The 14,454-nt window shown below is 67.4% G+C and carries 15 protein-coding genes; 11 read left to right on the top strand and 4 right to left on the bottom strand.

Annotated elements, in window-relative coordinates; all coding sequences use genetic code 11:
* The 3 genes from EPO55_RS16705 to EPO55_RS16695 form a co-directional block, all read left to right on the top strand.
* On the top strand, nucleotides 1-1,773 hold a 1,773-nt coding region (locus EPO55_RS16705; RefSeq protein ID WP_296338149.1), incomplete at its 5' end, for a glutamate synthase-related protein.
* A gap of 5 nt (nucleotides 1,774-1,778) precedes the next feature.
* A complete protein-coding gene (locus EPO55_RS16700) occupies nucleotides 1,779-3,242 on the top strand; it encodes a glutamate synthase subunit beta (RefSeq protein WP_296338148.1) in 1,464 nt (487 codons plus the stop codon).
* Nucleotides 3,243-3,376: 134 nt separating this feature from the next.
* A complete protein-coding gene (locus EPO55_RS16695) occupies nucleotides 3,377-3,814 on the top strand; it encodes a type II 3-dehydroquinate dehydratase (protein ID WP_296338147.1) in 438 nt (145 codons plus the stop codon).
* A 14-nt stretch (nucleotides 3,815-3,828) separates the two neighbouring features.
* Here the strand turns inward: EPO55_RS16695 and EPO55_RS16690 are convergent, their stop codons facing one another.
* Together EPO55_RS16690 and EPO55_RS16685 are read right to left on the bottom strand one after the other, a co-directional pair.
* Nucleotides 3,829-4,758 carry a pyridoxamine 5'-phosphate oxidase family protein gene (locus EPO55_RS16690; RefSeq protein ID WP_296338146.1) on the bottom strand — a complete coding sequence of 310 codons (930 nt, stop codon included), beginning with the start codon at nucleotides 4,756-4,758 and terminating at the stop codon, nucleotides 3,829-3,831.
* Nucleotides 4,755-5,150: a GFA family protein gene (locus EPO55_RS16685; RefSeq protein ID WP_296338145.1), complete on the bottom strand. Its 396-nt coding sequence runs from the start codon at nucleotides 5,148-5,150 to the stop codon at nucleotides 4,755-4,757. Before EPO55_RS16685 ends, EPO55_RS16690 begins: the two co-directional genes overlap by 4 nt.
* A gap of 101 nt (nucleotides 5,151-5,251) precedes the next feature.
* Between EPO55_RS16685 and EPO55_RS16680 the strand changes: the two genes are divergently transcribed.
* Genes EPO55_RS16680 through EPO55_RS16665 form a run of 4 tightly spaced genes read left to right on the top strand, consistent with a single transcriptional unit; the run spans nucleotide 5,252 to nucleotide 7,982 of the window.
* The gene (locus tag EPO55_RS16680; RefSeq protein ID WP_296338144.1) at nucleotides 5,252-6,148 is read left to right on the top strand and encodes a LysR family transcriptional regulator; all 897 of its coding nucleotides are present in this window, start codon (nucleotides 5,252-5,254) and stop codon (nucleotides 6,146-6,148) included.
* A 58-nt stretch (nucleotides 6,149-6,206) separates the two neighbouring features.
* Nucleotides 6,207-6,563, top strand: a complete 357-nt coding sequence (locus EPO55_RS16675; RefSeq protein WP_296338142.1) for a DUF1428 domain-containing protein — start codon at nucleotides 6,207-6,209, stop codon at nucleotides 6,561-6,563.
* Between the two features lie 31 nt (nucleotides 6,564-6,594).
* Complete coding sequence (locus EPO55_RS16670) at nucleotides 6,595-7,032, top strand: GNAT family N-acetyltransferase (protein WP_296338141.1); 438 nt, start codon at nucleotides 6,595-6,597, stop codon at nucleotides 7,030-7,032.
* Nucleotides 7,033-7,034: 2 nt separating this feature from the next.
* Complete coding sequence (locus tag EPO55_RS16665) at nucleotides 7,035-7,982, top strand: amidohydrolase family protein (protein ID WP_296338140.1); 948 nt, start codon at nucleotides 7,035-7,037, stop codon at nucleotides 7,980-7,982.
* A gap of 145 nt (nucleotides 7,983-8,127) precedes the next feature.
* Here the strand turns inward: EPO55_RS16665 and EPO55_RS16660 are convergent, their stop codons facing one another.
* Complete coding sequence (locus EPO55_RS16660; RefSeq protein ID WP_296338139.1) at nucleotides 8,128-8,928, bottom strand: enoyl-CoA hydratase-related protein; 801 nt, start codon at nucleotides 8,926-8,928, stop codon at nucleotides 8,128-8,130.
* Between the two features lie 140 nt (nucleotides 8,929-9,068).
* Here EPO55_RS16660 and EPO55_RS16655 point away from each other — a divergent pair, with 140 nt between their 5' ends.
* Together EPO55_RS16655 and EPO55_RS16650 are read left to right on the top strand one after the other, a co-directional pair.
* The gene (locus tag EPO55_RS16655; RefSeq protein WP_296338137.1) at nucleotides 9,069-10,601 is read left to right on the top strand and encodes an ABC-F family ATP-binding cassette domain-containing protein; all 1,533 of its coding nucleotides are present in this window, start codon (nucleotides 9,069-9,071) and stop codon (nucleotides 10,599-10,601) included.
* Nucleotides 10,602-10,670: 69 nt separating this feature from the next.
* Nucleotides 10,671-11,135, top strand: a complete 465-nt coding sequence (locus EPO55_RS16650; RefSeq protein WP_296338136.1) for a hypothetical protein — start codon at nucleotides 10,671-10,673, stop codon at nucleotides 11,133-11,135.
* Nucleotides 11,136-11,166: 31 nt separating this feature from the next.
* Here EPO55_RS16650 and EPO55_RS16645 read toward each other — a convergent pair whose 3' ends face one another.
* A complete protein-coding gene (locus EPO55_RS16645; protein ID WP_296338135.1) occupies nucleotides 11,167-12,099 on the bottom strand; it encodes a DUF1194 domain-containing protein in 933 nt (310 codons plus the stop codon).
* Nucleotides 12,100-12,231: 132 nt separating this feature from the next.
* Here EPO55_RS16645 and EPO55_RS16640 point away from each other — a divergent pair, with 132 nt between their 5' ends.
* Nucleotides 12,232-13,440: an acyl-CoA dehydrogenase family protein gene (locus EPO55_RS16640; RefSeq protein ID WP_296338133.1), complete on the top strand. Its 1,209-nt coding sequence runs from the start codon at nucleotides 12,232-12,234 to the stop codon at nucleotides 13,438-13,440.
* Complete coding sequence (locus tag EPO55_RS16635) at nucleotides 13,437-14,453, top strand: glutathione S-transferase N-terminal domain-containing protein (protein ID WP_296338131.1); 1,017 nt, start codon at nucleotides 13,437-13,439, stop codon at nucleotides 14,451-14,453. Before EPO55_RS16640 ends, EPO55_RS16635 begins: the two co-directional genes overlap by 4 nt.
* Nucleotide 14,454 lies beyond the last annotated feature (1 nt).

Raw genomic sequence — 14,454 nt, 5'->3', positions numbered from 1 at the left:
TACCTGGTCAATGCCGACGACATCCAGATCAAGATGGCGCAGGGCGCCAAGCCCGGCGAGGGCGGCCAGCTGCCCGGCCACAAGGTCGACGAGAACATCGCCCGCGTGCGCCGCTCGACGCCCGGCGTCGGCCTGATCTCGCCGCCGCCGCACCACGACATCTATTCGATCGAGGATCTGGCGCAGCTGATCCACGACCTCAAGAACGTCAATCCCAAGGCCCGCGTCTCGGTCAAGCTGGTGTCCGAGGTCGGCGTCGGCACGGTGGCGGCCGGCGTCAGCAAGGCGCGCGCCGATCATGTGACGATCTCGGGTTTCGAGGGTGGCACCGGTGCCTCGCCGCTCACCTCGCTCACCCATGCGGGCTCGCCGTGGGAGATCGGCCTCGCCGAGACACAGCAGACCCTGGTGCTGAACGGGCTGCGCGGCCGCATCGCCGTCCAGGTCGACGGCGGGCTGCGCACCGGCCGCGACGTCGCCATCGGCGCGCTGCTGGGTGCCGACGAGTTCGGCTTTGCGACGGCCCCGCTGATCGCCGCCGGCTGCATCATGATGCGCAAGTGCCATCTCAACACCTGCCCGGTCGGCGTGGCGACGCAGGACCCGGTCCTGCGCAAGCGCTTCACCGGCCAGCCCGAGCATGTGATCAACTATTTCTTCTTCGTGGCCGAGGAGCTGCGCGAGATCATGGCGCGGCTGGGCTTCCGGACGCTGGCCGAAATGACCGGCCGAGTCGACCGGCTCGACATGCATCGCGCTCTCGATCACTGGAAGGCGGGCGGCGTCGACCTCACCAAGCTGCTGCACCAGATGCCGGCCCGATCCGGGGTGGCGATCCACAACAGCGAGCGCCAGGACCACGGCCTCGACAAGGCACTCGATCACAAGCTCATCGAGGCGGCGCAGCCGGCGCTTGATAAAGGCCAGCCGGTACTGATCGAGCTGCCGGTCTCCAACGTCAACCGCACCGTGGGTGCCATGCTCTCGGGCGATGTCGCGCGGCACACCGGCCATGTCGGCTTGGCCGACGACACCATCTCGGTAAAACTGACAGGCACCGCGGGCCAGAGCTTCGCCGCCTTCCTGGCGCGCGGCGTGTCGATCGAACTCGCGGGCGATGCCAACGACTATGTCGGCAAGGGCCTGTCGGGCGGCCGAGTCGTGGTCCGCCAGCCCAACGGATCCAGGCGCGATCCGCTGAAGAACATCATCGTCGGCAACACGGTTCTCTACGGCGCCATTGCCGGCGAAGCCTACTTCGAGGGCGTCGCGGGCGAGCGCTTCGCGGTGCGCAACTCGGGCGCGGTCTGCGTCGTCGAGGGCACCGGCGACCATGGCTGCGAATACATGACCGGTGGCGTCGTCGTGGTGCTGGGCGAGACCGGCCGGAATTTCGCGGCTGGCATGTCGGGTGGCATCGCCTATGTCTACGATCCCAGGGGCCGCTTCGACGTGCTGTGCAATCCGGCGATGGTCGATCTCGAGAAGGTCGGCCCGGCGGTGGGCGAGGCCGACGATCCAGGACGCCCGCGCCAGCGTTCGCACGATGTCGAGGACAGCGGCATGGGCGACGTGCTGCGGTTCGACGCCGAGCGTCTGCGAATCCTGGTCGAACGCCACCACTTGCACACCGGCAGCGCCCACGCGCGCGCGCTCCTGGAAGACTGGGACAATTCACTCAAGTGCTTCGTCAAGGTGATGCCGCGCGACTACAAGCGCGCGCTGCTGCAGGCACATGAACGGGCGACGGCCAAGGCCGTCGCGGCGGAGTAGCGTAGATGGGTCTGCCGACGGGGTTTCTGGAAATCGAGCGCAAGGACCGGCCTTACGAGAAGGTCGAGAAGCGCCTCAAGAACTGGAAGGAATTCGTGCTGCCGCTGCCGCCGGCCGAGATCGGCCGACAGGGCGCGCGCTGCATGGATTGCGGTATTCCGTTCTGTCACAACGGCTGTCCGGTCAACAACCTGATCCCCGACTGGAACGACCTCGTGCGCCGCGACCGCTGGCGGGACGCGCTCGAGATGCTGCATTCGACCAACAATTTCCCGGAATTCACCGGCCGCATCTGTCCGGCGCCGTGCGAGGCCGCCTGCACGCTCAACATCGACGACAACCCGGTCACCATCAAATCGATCGAGTGCGCCATCGTCGACCGTGGCTGGGAGGAGGGCTGGATCGCCCCGCTGCTGCCGGCGAAGAAGACCGGCAAGCGCGTCGCCGTCGTCGGCTCCGGCCCGGCCGGCATGGCCTGCGCCCAGCAGCTCGCGCGCGCCGGCCATGCGGTGGCGCTGTTCGAGAAGGCCGACCGCGTGGGCGGCCTGCTGCGCTACGGCATTCCCGACTTCAAGATGGAGAAGCGCCTGATCGACCGGCGCATGCGCCAGATGGAGGCCGAGGGCGTCGAATTCCGCACCGGCGTCGAAGTCGGCGCCACGCTCTCGATCAAGTCGCTGCTCGAGGGCTATGACGCCGTGGCGCTGACGGGAGGCGCCGAGCTGCCGCGCGATCTCGAAGTGCCGGGCCGTGAGCTCGACGGCATCCATTTCGCCATGGATTTCCTGGTCCAGCAGAACAAGCGCGTCGCCGGCGACGACGAGGCGCGTGCCGCCCCGCGCGGCACCCTCACCGCCAAGGGCAAGCATGTCATCGTGATCGGCGGCGGCGACACCGGCTCGGACTGCGTCGGCACGTCGAACCGCCAGGGTGCCGCCTCGGTGACCCAGCTCGAGGTCATGCCGCAACCGCCGGAGCACGAGAACAAGGCGCTGACCTGGCCGGATTGGCCGCTCAAGATGCGGACCTCGTCGAGCCACGAAGAGGGTGTCGCGCGCGATTTCGCCGTGCTGACCAAGAAGGCGATTGGTTCGAATGGCGGCAAGGACGGCCGGATCGAGGCGCTGGAATGCGTCCGCATCGAATGGGCCAGGGGCGCCGACGGCCGCATGGCCATGCAGGAGGTCGCGGGCAGCGCCTTCAAGCTGAAAGCCGACCTGGTGCTGCTGGCGATGGGGTTCCTGGGTCCGCGCAAGCCCGGCATGGTCGAGCAGGCGGGCGTCGCCCTCGATCCGCGGGGCAACGTCGCAGCCAATGTGAAGGACTACAGGACCTCCGTGCCCAAGCTGTTCGCCGCCGGCGACATGCGCCGCGGCCAGTCGCTGGTCGTCTGGGCGATCCGCGAAGGCCGCCAGTGCGCGCGCTCGATCGATGAGGCGCTGATGGGGACGACAACGCTGCCGCGCTAGCCCGGTGCGACCTACCAGCGCGACTTAGAAGCTTTCAGTTCGTGCGAGAATTGTTATAGGCTTGTCCGGGACAACCGGCGCGGGCCTGTGGGGGGCGGTGCGTCGGTCACTTGGGTGGGTCACTTGGGGACGCGATGAAGCTGCTGCTGATTCAGGGCGCCAACATGGAATATCTGGGCCGGCGCCAGCCCGAACTCTACGGCACGACGACCGCCAAGGAACTGGACGCCCTGATGCGTCGGCAGGCGAAGCGGCTCGGCGTGTCGCTGGAGATCCTCTACACCAACACCGAGGGCGCTGCCGTGTCGGCGATCTACAAGGCCGACCGGGCCAAGATCGACGGCATCCTGTTCAACCCGGCGGGCTTTCTCCACGCCGGCCACGCGCTGCGCGACTGCCTGCGCTCGATCCGCGCGCCGGCGATCGAGATCCACATCACCAACATCGAGAAGCGCGGCTATGGCTCGGTCACCTCGGAGGCCGCGATCGGCATGATCGCGGGCTTCGGCGTCGATTCCTACGTGCTCGCGCTGGAGGCGATGGTGTCCCATCTGGGCAAGGCCGCGCGGTAGCAACCAGGCGCCATTTACCACACGCCCGTCTTGAGCGTCGTCGGCGCGTAGTCGCCGAAGGCCCAGGTGAAGGGGAAGGCGCCGCGCCGGCGCCAGCCGCGCTCGACCTTGACCCGCCACAACCGTTCCGCGCCGTCAGGGCCGGCGTTGCCGGGTGTCCAGGTGATCTCCGCCCGGCCCTGGAGCTGCAGCAGCTCGCCGGTGGCGAAGTCGACGAACAGCAGGCCCGTCCGCGGATCGCCCAGCAGGTTGCCCAGCGTGTTGAAGAAGCGGTTGCCGCGGAAGTCGGGGATGGCCAGCGTATTGCCGTGGACGCCGACGAATCCCGGCCGTCCGCCGCGGTGCGACATGTCGAGGCCGCCGTTGCCGCCGATTCCAGGCCGGGAGCCGCTGGCCACGAAGAACGTGTCCGCCGTCGCGATCAGCGCGCGTGCCGCATCATCCAGCCCGTCCAGGGCCTCGACCGGCGCCACCGTCCGCGCCACCGCCGTCGGTCGCCGCGTCTGGATGTACTGGGCGCAATTGCCGAAGCTCTGGGCGACCCGCACCGTGAGGCCATCATCATCGACCTCTGTCAGCTGTCCGTTGGCGCGATTGCGCCGCCGGTTGGTGAGATCGAGGCCGAGCAGGCCAACCTCGCGGCCGATCGCCAGGCCGGCGGCGGCCGGATCGTTGGCACCGGCAATGGCGTCGAGGCGCAGCGTCACCGGATCGGGCGATTGGACGAAACCCGTCTTGCCCGCCAGCACCGAGGCCACGGGCCAACCCTCTGCATCCGCCGTGGCGACGAACAGATAGGGCAGGCTGGCGAAGAACGCGCGGTGCTGGTCGGGCATGAAGGGGCGAATGGGTGCGATCCCGGCGCCCTCGCCGGCCAGCGCCTGCGCCGCCAGCTCGTCGCGATGGAAGGGCAGGAAGCCCGTCGCGCCGTCCGGCGGGCTCATGTCAGGCCCTCCGGCAGCTCCTCGACCTGCTTCTTCGGGTCGTACCAGGAGGCGCCCAGCGAGCGCCAGATATGGATCTGGGGCCGCTCGCCGACGGCGGTATCGAGGCAGCCCAGCCGCAGCAGCACGTTGGACTGGGCCACACGCTCGGCCATGACGTGCGAGCCGCAGCGGGTGCAGAAGCGGCGGAACTTGCCAGGCGAGGACTCGAAGCTGCCGAGCAGCTCGGCGCCGCGTACCCAGCGGAACTTTTCGCGCGGCACCGCGGTCACCGACGAGAAGGCGGCGCCATGGGTCTTGCGGCAGGTCGGGCAGTGGCAATGCGCGATCCGGCTCAGTTCGGCGTCGACCTCGTAGGCGACACCGCCGCACAGGCAGCTCCCCTTCAACATGTCCGCTCTCCTCGATGTGGCACGCCCAAGATAGGCCTCCGTGATTGCGCCGTGTAGAGCATGAATGATAAAGTCATAATTCCAGTAAATGGAATAATATCATGGACCGTCTCGACGAACTCGGCGTCTTCGTGCGCATCGTGGAAGAAGGCAGCCTGGTGCGCGCCGCTTCCAGGTTGCGGCGCTCGCCGCCCGCCGTGACGCGCGCGCTCGCCGCCCTCGAGGACCGCATCGGCGTCCGCCTGGTGGACCGCACGACGCGCCGCCTCGCCCCCACCGAGGCCGGCCGCGCGCTCTATGACAAGGCGCGGACCCTGGTGGCCGACTACGAGGCCGCGACCGCGGGCGCGCCCGATGCGCCGGTGCGCGGCCTGCTGCGGATCACAGCGCCAGTGCAGTTCGGCCGCCGCCATATCGCGCCCATGGTTTCGCGCTTCCTCGATGCCCATGATGGGGTCGAGATCGAGCTGCTGCTGAACGATCGCAACATCGACCTGTTCGAAGAGGGGATCGATGTTGCGCTGCGCATCGGGGCGCTGGCGGATTCGACACTGACGGTGCGGCCGGTCGGCCATGTGCGCCGCCTATGGGTGGCGAGCCCGGCCTATCTCAAGCGGCGCGGCACGCCACGGGCGCCGGGCGATCTCGCCCGGCACGAGGCCGTGCTCGGCACCTCGCGCGGCACAATCGACTGGGTCTTCGCCGGTGCGCGGCGCGGTGCGCCGATGCACATGACCGGGCGGCTCAGGGTCGACGACGTCGAGACGCGGCTGCGCGCGGCGCGCGACGGACGCGGCATCGCCCAGCTCCTGTCCTACCAGGTGGCCGAGGACCTCGCTGCGGGCCGGCTGGTCCGCCTGCTGCAGACCTGGGAGCTGCCGCCGCTGCCGGTGCAGCTCGTCACCAAGGGCCGCGCCCATCGCGCGCCCAAGATCGAGGCTTTCCTGGACTTCGCCGCCAAGCGGCTGCTGGCGCTTCCGGTGCTGCGGCCGGATTGACACCTGGTGTGAGATTCTCTATCGCTTAACTATAAGGTTAAGTATCAGGAGATGATCCATGTCGTATGTCGATGGTTTCGTGCTTTTGGTGCCGAAAAAGAATCTCGCCGCCTACAAGCGCATCTCGACCCGGGCCGGCAAGGTCTGGCGCGAGCACGGCGCGCTCGATTATCGCGAGTGCGTCGGCGACGACCTCGATATCAAGTTCGGCAGGCCCTTCCCCAAGCTGGCCAAGCCCAAGTCCGGCGAGGCGATCGTGTTCTCTTACATCGTCTACAAGTCGCGCGCGCATCGCGACAAGGTCAACGCCAAGGTGATGGCCGACAAGCGCATCACCGCCACCATGAACAAGAAGATGCCGTTCGACATGAAGCGCATGTCGTGCGGCGGCTTCAAGACCTTCGTCGAGGTGTAGGCGGCATCGTTTCCCTGCGCTACAAGGCGGCATGATCGAAATCTCGCCGCTTCGCCCCGACGATCGTGCCGGCTGGCAGCCGCTCGCGGTCGGCTACAACGCCTTCTACGAGCGGGTATTGCCCGCCGCCGACTACGACCGCACGTTTGCCCGCCTGATGAAGGCCCGGGAACTGCACGGCCTTGCCGCGCGGCTCGACGGCCGCGTGATCGGCATCGCCCACTACATGTTCCAGGCCAGCGTCTGGTTCGACGATGTCTGCTATCTCGCCGACCTCTTCGTCGACGAGACCGTGCGCGGCCAGGGCGCGGCGCGCGGGCTGATCGAGGCGGTGGCGGGGGCGGCGCGCACCCGAGGCTGCCCGCGCTACTACTGGCTCACCAGGCTGGACAACGCCCGCGCCCGCGCGCTCTACGACAAGGTCGCACGCCACGTCGGCTTCATCCGCTACGACTACCCGATGGCATGAGCATGAGCCTCTTCGACACCCTGCCCGCGCCGCAGGGCTTCTCGCTGCCGATCGTCGATTCCCACCATCACCTCTGGGACCTGAGCGCCGGGCGCTATCCCACCAAGCAGGATCAGTACGACAATAATTTCTTCCTCGGCGACTACCGCAAGATCTGCCGCGACTATCTGCCGGCGGACTATGTCCGGGACGTCACCGGCTTCAAGGTCGTCGGCAGCGTTCATATCCAGGCCGGCCGCGCTCCGGATGAGCAGGTGGCCGAGACCGAGTGGCTGGAGACGGTGAACCGGCAGCACGGCCTGCCTTGCGTGATGGTGGGCCACGTCACCTTCACCCAGCCGGATTGCGCCGAGGTGCTGGCAGGCCATGCACGCTCGCCGCTGATGCGCGGCATCCGCTCGCGGCCGGTGACTTCTTCCGGGCCGAACGAGTCGGTCGCCGGCGCCCCCGGCACCATGCAGGACGACCATTGGCGGCGGAACTTCGCGCTGCTGGAGAAGCACGGCATGTCCTGGGACATGCGCATTCCCTACTGGCATTTGGTGGAAGGTGCGGAGGTCGCGCGGAGCTTTCCGGGTATTCCCATGGTGGTGAACCACACCGGCTTGCCGCTCGATCGCTCGGAAGAGGGCCTCGTGATCTGGCGGCGCGGGCTGGAGGCGCTCGCCGATTGCCCGAACGTCATCATCAAGCTCTCGGAACTGGGCCTGCCGCACGGCAAATGGGACATCCCGAGCAACGTCCGGGTGGTGCGCGAAGCCGCGGCCATCTTCGGCGCCGACCGCATCATCTTCGGCAGCAACCTGCCGGTCTCGACTTTGAGCACGGATTTCGGCGGCATTGTCGATGTCATGCTGGAGGCGCTTCAGGCCGAGACGCCGGAAACGCTGGCCAAGTTCTTTGCGCACAACGCCATCCGCTTCTACCGGATGCCCATTCAACTGCCGTGAAGCCTCATCCACCTCCCCAGTCTGCTGGGGAGGTGTCGTCGTCTTACGACGACGGAGGGGTCAGAAGCCTCATTGCGATCCATGACCCCTCCGTCGGCCTAAGAGGCCGACACCTCCCCTTGCTGCGCAAGGGGAGGAGAGGTGGTCACTTGACCGAATCGAGCGTCGGCAGCTTGTAGCGGTCCTCGGGATCGTTCCAGCCCTTGAAGTTGGGCTTGCGCTTCTCGGCGAAGGCCGCGCGCGATTCCATGAGGTCGCTCTTGGCGCCGTGGTCGTGCAGGGCTTCGGCCAGGCGCTGCATCTCGGGGCCGGGCGCGGGGCGCATCTGGCGCATCATGTGCACGGTGTTGACCCTGGACGCCGGCGGCAGGGTCAGCAGATGCTCGGCCATGGCCATCGCCGTCGGCATCAGCTGGTCGGCCTCGACCAGGCGATTGATGAAGCCCACCTCATAGAAGCGCTGGGCGGTGAAGCGGAAGCCCAGCGCCATCTCCATGGCGATGGGATAGGGCACGTTGGCGATATGGCCATGGTTGTAACCGCCCAGCAGCCAGCGCTTGGCTTCGGAAACCTCGAACACCGCCTCAGCGACTGCGACGCGCAGATCCGTGCGCTCGACCAACATGAAGCCGCCACCCATGGCAAAGCCGTTGATCGCGGCGATCACCGGCTTCTCGAGCTTGCCCGACATGAACGGGTCCTCGATCGCCGGCCGCTGTCCGCCGGCGACGCCCTTCTGCAGCGATTCCTTCATGTCCTCGCCGGCGCAGAAGCCGCGGCCGGTGCCGGTGAAGATGGCGACCTCGAGCTCCTTGCTGTGGCGGAAGTCGGTCCAGGCCTGGGCCAGCTCGGTGCGCATCTCGTGGCTGAGCGCGTTCAGCCGCTCGGGCCGGTTCATGCGGACCACGAGCACCTGCCCGTGACGTTCGGTTTCTACGACGGCCATTTTCTTCTCCTCGATATTCAGTCCGGCAGGCTGACGGCAGAGGCGGCGAAAGACAATGGCCGGGACCGTCTATTGACGGCCGGGGCTTCGCCCCTCAAAACCGCCGCTCCTTTCGAACCGGGAGAGTTGCGAGAACGACAATGGCGCCGCGTCAGGCCGTGCTGGGCATGGAGAATGCCGGTTTCTACTATGGGGCAGGGCGCGTCTTCGAGGGCGTGTCGTTCCTGCTCGATGACGCGCGCACGGCGCTGGTCGGCGAGAACGGTGCCGGCAAATCCACCCTGCTGAAATGCCTGACCGGCGAGCTCGAATTGAACGCCGGCCAGGTCATCCGCTCCCGGGGCCTGCGCGTCGGAAGCCTGCCGCAGGATATTCCCGAGGGGCTGGCCGGGCAGACGGTGCGCGAGGTGCTGGGCGCCTCGCTCGAGCGCGCCGGCCTCGGCGGCGAGGACTGGCGCATCGATGTGCTGCTGGACGAGATCGGCGTCGCGGCGGAGATCGCGGAACAGCGCTTCGGCACCCTGTCGGGCGGCTGGCAGCGGCTGATGCTGATTGCCGGGGCAGCGCGGCTCGAAGAGCCCGACCTCCTGATCCTGGACGAGCCGACCAACCATCTCGACCTCGCCAACATCAACACGCTGGAGCGCTGGCTCACCGTCGAATTCAGGATCCCGATGCTGATCGTGAGTCATGATCGCGAGTGCCACGATCGCGTGACCGAGCGCACGCTGTTCCTGCGCTCGGACGGCGTCCACGCCTTCAAGACGCGGTTCTCGCTGGCGCGCGAGGAACTGCTGCGCCGTGACGCCACCGCGGCAGCGCGCAGCCGGCTGGAAGCCAGGGAGATCGAGCGGCTGGAGCGGGCGGCGGCGCGTTACAAGGTATGGGCGGTCAAGAATCCCGACCTCAACAAGCGCAAGAACGCGGTGGAATCGCGGATCGCGAAGATCGAGGCTGAGCGGACCCAGACCTACGTCGCGCGCGAACGCCGCCTTGAGCTGAACGAGGGCGAGATCGACGCCAAGGTGGCGCTCAGGCTCGCCAATCTCGACGTCATGGTGCCGGGCGGCGGCCGTAAACTGCTGGCCATCGATCGCCTGACCGTGGCGGCCGGCGACCGCGTGGCGGTGCTGGGCGCGAACGGGGCCGGCAAGTCGACGCTGCTGTCGGCGCTGGCGGCCGCCTACGATCCGGCGCTGGAGCACTACGACAGCCAGGCCGCGATCCGCTTCAACCCGTCCTGCCGGCTGGTCTATTTCGACCAGACCATGCGCGACCTGCCGACGGAAATGACGATCCTCGACTATGTCGTCGAGGCCGAGGGCGCCACCGAGAAGGAAGCGGTGCGGCTGCTGGCCCAGGCGGGCTTCGCCTTTGCGCGCATCGGCCAGCCGATCGGCCTGCTGAGCCACGGCGAGCGCGCCCGGCTGGTGTTCCTGAAGATGAAGCTGCTGCGGCCCAACCTCTACCTGCTGGACGAGCCCACCAACCATCTCGACATCGAGGGACAGGAGGCGCTGGAGGCCGAACTGGAGCAGGGCGAGGTCTCGTGCCTGTTCGTCTCCCACGACCGCTATTTCACCAGGACCGCCGCGACCCGCTTCCTGGAAATCCGCAAGGGCCGGCTGGTCGAGGTCGAGAGCGCCGACGCTTTCTTCGAGGCGCAGGGTTAATCTACTTGACAAGAGGATAGGAAAATACTATCAGTCCTTCTGACGAATCCGATCCGGGGAGGAAGAAGGATGACCATGGAGGCTGGCGAGGTTTGGAGCGCAGCCGAGTTGTTGACGCGGGTGCTGCGGGGCCCGGTGAAGCGGCGGACGCCGCCGCGTCTAAGAGTCTTCTTTCTCCGCCAGCTGCGACAGTGCGGCGAGGTCAGCCTGGCCGCCAAGCGTACGGGCGTGCCGCTGTCGACCGTCTATCGCTGGCGCAAGCGGGACGCGAAGTTTCGCGAGCGTTGGGAGGCTATCCAGCTACAACGCCGGGACATTATCGAGGACAGGCTGATGGCGATCGTCCGCGAGGGCGAATTGCGCTCAGTCTACCACAAGGGTCTGGAGGTCGGCTGGCGGCGGACGTTCACCCACCTCGCTTCCATCCGGGTGCTCGACTACTTCAGCCGCCAGGCCGGCGAAAAAATGTCCCATGATGTTTCCCGTTCCACGGCCCCCGAATCGGCGAAAAAGTCAAAGGGATCAGCCGCTTGAGCCCGAGGGGTGCACGCAGGATAGGAAGCGATCAGTCGGGCGTGACTCCAAACCGGCGCTGCCAGAATTCGCGGCTGCGGCGCTCGCCGATATCGCAGCCCAGTTCGTACTCGGGCCGCACGAAGCGGGTGTAGTCGTCGGGGGCGCCGCTGGTGCGACGCGGGCCGGCCTGGGCGAGCTGGACGCCGTCACGCCCCAGACCTTCGTGTCCCTCTGGCACGCCCAAGTCGCCGACGTCGAAGTCGTGGCCGAACTCCGGCCGGGGCCCGATGTCGGCCACTTCCTGCAGCAGCTTCTTGCGCACGGCGCGGGGGAAGTCCTCGAAATTGACGGCGACCTCGACGAAGGAGCGCGGGCCGCCGACGACGCAATGGAGGTAGTAGCGGTCGAGGTCGGTCTCGCTCGGGAAGCCGTAGGGATTGGGCCGGTCGTTCATGATCGGCAGCCCGTTGATCACGATGCGCTCCTTGAGGGCGTCGTGCCGCAGATCGGTGACCAGGCCGCCGTCGTTGTTGGAACCGTCGCCCGAGATGTCGAGCACCTTGCGCTCGGCCTCATAGGGGCTCCTGCCAAACAGCGGGATGGCGTAGCGGATGGCGCCGCTGATCGAGGTGCGCCGCGCGATCGAGATCGGGGCGTTGGCGAGACGGGTGGCGAAGACCTGGATCGCCTCCCTGGAGTCGAGCAGGGTCCAGTCGATGATGAGCTTCTGCACCCAGGAGTCGGACCATTCGAAGTAGGCGACGGCGATGCGACCGTGGTTGCCGCCCAGGATCGCCTTGACGATCACGGGGTCGCTGAAGGCCTCGACGTAGCCCTGGCGCTGCAGGCGGGCCTCGTCGGGGTCGATGCTGCCCGAGATGTCGATGGCCAGCACCAGGGCCAGGTCGACTTCCTTGCGGTCCTGCGCCGTGGCCGGCAAGGCGAGGAACAGGAGCGCGAACAGGGAGAGCAACATACGCATGGCCGACCTCCAACCAACGCTGTCTTCCAAGCATAAATCATACCGCCCGTCGGAAGCTTCTGTCAGCCGCGCTCTGGACGGCCGGTGGCGGCGACCGCTAGCTTCTGTGGACAGAGCAGCCGGAGAAAGCCCGTGGATCTAGCACTCAGCCCCCAGGACGAGGCCTTTCGCGGCGAGGTCCGCCGCTTCCTCGACGAGAACCTGACGGAGGACCTGCGCGAGGCCGGGCGCAAGACCGGCGGCGTCTTCGCCGACGTTGCAGCCGGTGTGCGCTGGCATAAGGTGCTGGCCCGCAAGGGCTGGTCGGCACCGAGCTGGCCGAAGGAATATGGCGGTACCGGCTGGAGTGCCATCCAGCGCTACATCTTCTCGCGCGAGTGCACGGCCGTCGATGCGCCGCGCATCTTCGCCATGGGCCTGCGCATGGTCGGCCCGGTGATCATGAAATACGGCACGCCGGAGCAGAAGGCCAAGTACCTGCCGCGCATCGTGTCGGGCGACATTGTCTTTTGCCAGGGCTACTCCGAGCCCGGCTCGGGCTCCGATCTCGCCAGCCTGAAGACGCGCGCAGTGAAGGACGGTGACGACTACGTCATCAACGGCACGAAGATCTGGACCACGGGCGCCCATGTCGCCGACCACATGTTCTGCCTGGTGCGCACCGCCACGGAAGGCAAGCCGCAGGACGGCATCTCGTTCGTGCTGATCGATTCGATGCAGACACCGGGCCTCACCGTGAAGCCGATCGTGACCCTGGCCGGCGACCACGAAGTCAACCAGGTGTTCTTCGATAATGTGCGGACTCCGATCGCCAACCGCATCGGCCCGGAGAACGCCGGCTGGACGGTGGCCAAGTACCTGCTCGAGTTCGAGCGCGGCGGCGAGGCCTACACGCCCAACCTCTATGCCAGGCTCGACGACCTTCGCCGCATCGTCGCTGAGGAGGCGGCCGACGGGTCGGGCAAGCTCGCCACCGAACGCAGCTTCGCCGAGCGCCTGGCCGAGGCCGAGATGGACATCCAGGCGCTGGAGATGATCGAGCTGCAGGTCCTGTCCGACCTCAGCAAGGGCCGCAACCCGGGCGCCGCCTCGTCGTCGATGAAGATCCGGGGCAGCGAGACCTCGCAGAAGATCGACCATCTCGGGGTCGAGGCGCTGGCCTGGTACGCGGCTCCCTTCGAACCTGAGGCGCGGCTGCTCGGCCACAACGCGCCCAACGTCACGCCGGAGTGGGGCATCACGGCGATGCCGCTCTATCTCAACAACCGCGCCGCCTCGATCTACGCCGGCTCCAACGAGGTCCAGCGCAACATCATCGCCAAGGCAGTGTTGGGGCTGTGAGCGAATCGGGGAGCGCCGTCTACGCGCTGCACGGACTCAACCCGTCGCCCTACTCGGTGAAGATGCGGGCGCTGATGCGCTATCGCCGCCTGCCGTTCGTCTGGCATGCCACCGGCAACCCGCGCGACGTCGCCGTGGCGGCCGGCCTGCCGCCGGTCATCCCGGTGCTGCGCTTTCCAGATGGAAGGGTGATGAACGACTCGACGCCGCTCGCCCATGCCCTCGAACGCGAGCACCCGGGCCAGCGCTCGGTGATCCCCGCCGATCCCGTCCTCGCCTATCTCAGCGACTTGCTGGAAGACTTCGGCGACGAATGGATCACCAAGGTGATGTTCCATTACCGCTGGTACTACGCCGCCGATCGCGACTTCGCGCAGGTCTGGGTCGTGAGCTCGCGCGACCCGGTGATGGCGGAAGGTGCGCGCCGGCAGGCGATGCAGGTCTTCAACGACCGGCAGGTCGGGCGCATGGCGCTGGTCGGCTGCACCGAGCAGAACCGGCCGATTATCGAGGAGAGCTACCGCTTCGTGCTTGACACGCTCGATCGCCACCTGAGGACAGTGCCGTTCCTGCTGGGCACGCGGCCGTCGCTCGGCGATTTCGGTCTCTATGGCCAGCTGCAGATCCTGTCGGTCGATCCGACGCCGGCCGCCGAGATGCGCGCCCGGGCCCCCGACGTCTTCCGCTGGCTGATGCGACTCGACGATGCCTCGGGTGTCGAGGGCGACTGGATCGATGCCATGGCGCCGCTGCCCGAGGGGATCGCGGCATTGCTGAAGCATGCAGGTAAAACCTACCTGCCGTTCCTGGCCGCCAACGCCCGCGCCCTGCAGGAGGGGGCCGAGACCTTTGAGGTCGAACTGCTCGGCCGGCCCTATGCCCAGGCGCCGTTCCGCTACCAGGCCAAGTGTTTCGATGCGCTCCGCAAGCGCCTGGCCGCCCTGCCAGCGGCGGCGCGCCAGCGGCTCGACCCCGTGCTCGACGAAGCCGATTGCCTGCGCATGCTGGCATGAA

The organism is Reyranella sp., assembly GCF_004296935.1.
Lineage (GTDB): Bacteria > Pseudomonadota > Alphaproteobacteria > Reyranellales > Reyranellaceae > Reyranella.
This window is presented reverse-complemented; position numbering and strand designations above follow the sequence as displayed.

Excerpts from the sequence above, each read along its gene's own strand:
- EPO55_RS16700 (WP_296338148.1), top strand. The coding sequence starts at position 1,779 with ATGGGTCTGCCGACGGGGTTTCTGGAAATCGAGCGCAAGGACCGGCCT.
- EPO55_RS16695 (WP_296338147.1), top strand. The coding sequence starts at position 3,377 with ATGAAGCTGCTGCTGATTCAGGGCGCCAACATGGAATATCTGGGCCGG.
- EPO55_RS16690 (WP_296338146.1), bottom strand. The coding sequence starts at position 4,758 with ATGAGCCCGCCGGACGGCGCGACGGGCTTCCTGCCCTTCCATCGCGAC.
- EPO55_RS16685 (WP_296338145.1), bottom strand. The coding sequence starts at position 5,150 with ATGTTGAAGGGGAGCTGCCTGTGCGGCGGTGTCGCCTACGAGGTCGAC.
- EPO55_RS16680 (WP_296338144.1), top strand. The coding sequence starts at position 5,252 with ATGGACCGTCTCGACGAACTCGGCGTCTTCGTGCGCATCGTGGAAGAA.
- EPO55_RS16675 (WP_296338142.1), top strand. The coding sequence starts at position 6,207 with ATGTCGTATGTCGATGGTTTCGTGCTTTTGGTGCCGAAAAAGAATCTC.
- EPO55_RS16670 (WP_296338141.1), top strand. The coding sequence starts at position 6,595 with ATGATCGAAATCTCGCCGCTTCGCCCCGACGATCGTGCCGGCTGGCAG.
- EPO55_RS16665 (WP_296338140.1), top strand. The coding sequence starts at position 7,035 with ATGAGCCTCTTCGACACCCTGCCCGCGCCGCAGGGCTTCTCGCTGCCG.
- EPO55_RS16660 (WP_296338139.1), bottom strand. The coding sequence starts at position 8,928 with ATGGCCGTCGTAGAAACCGAACGTCACGGGCAGGTGCTCGTGGTCCGC.
- EPO55_RS16655 (WP_296338137.1), top strand. The coding sequence starts at position 9,069 with ATGGCGCCGCGTCAGGCCGTGCTGGGCATGGAGAATGCCGGTTTCTAC.
- EPO55_RS16650 (WP_296338136.1), top strand. The coding sequence starts at position 10,671 with ATGACCATGGAGGCTGGCGAGGTTTGGAGCGCAGCCGAGTTGTTGACG.
- EPO55_RS16645 (WP_296338135.1), bottom strand. The coding sequence starts at position 12,099 with ATGCGTATGTTGCTCTCCCTGTTCGCGCTCCTGTTCCTCGCCTTGCCG.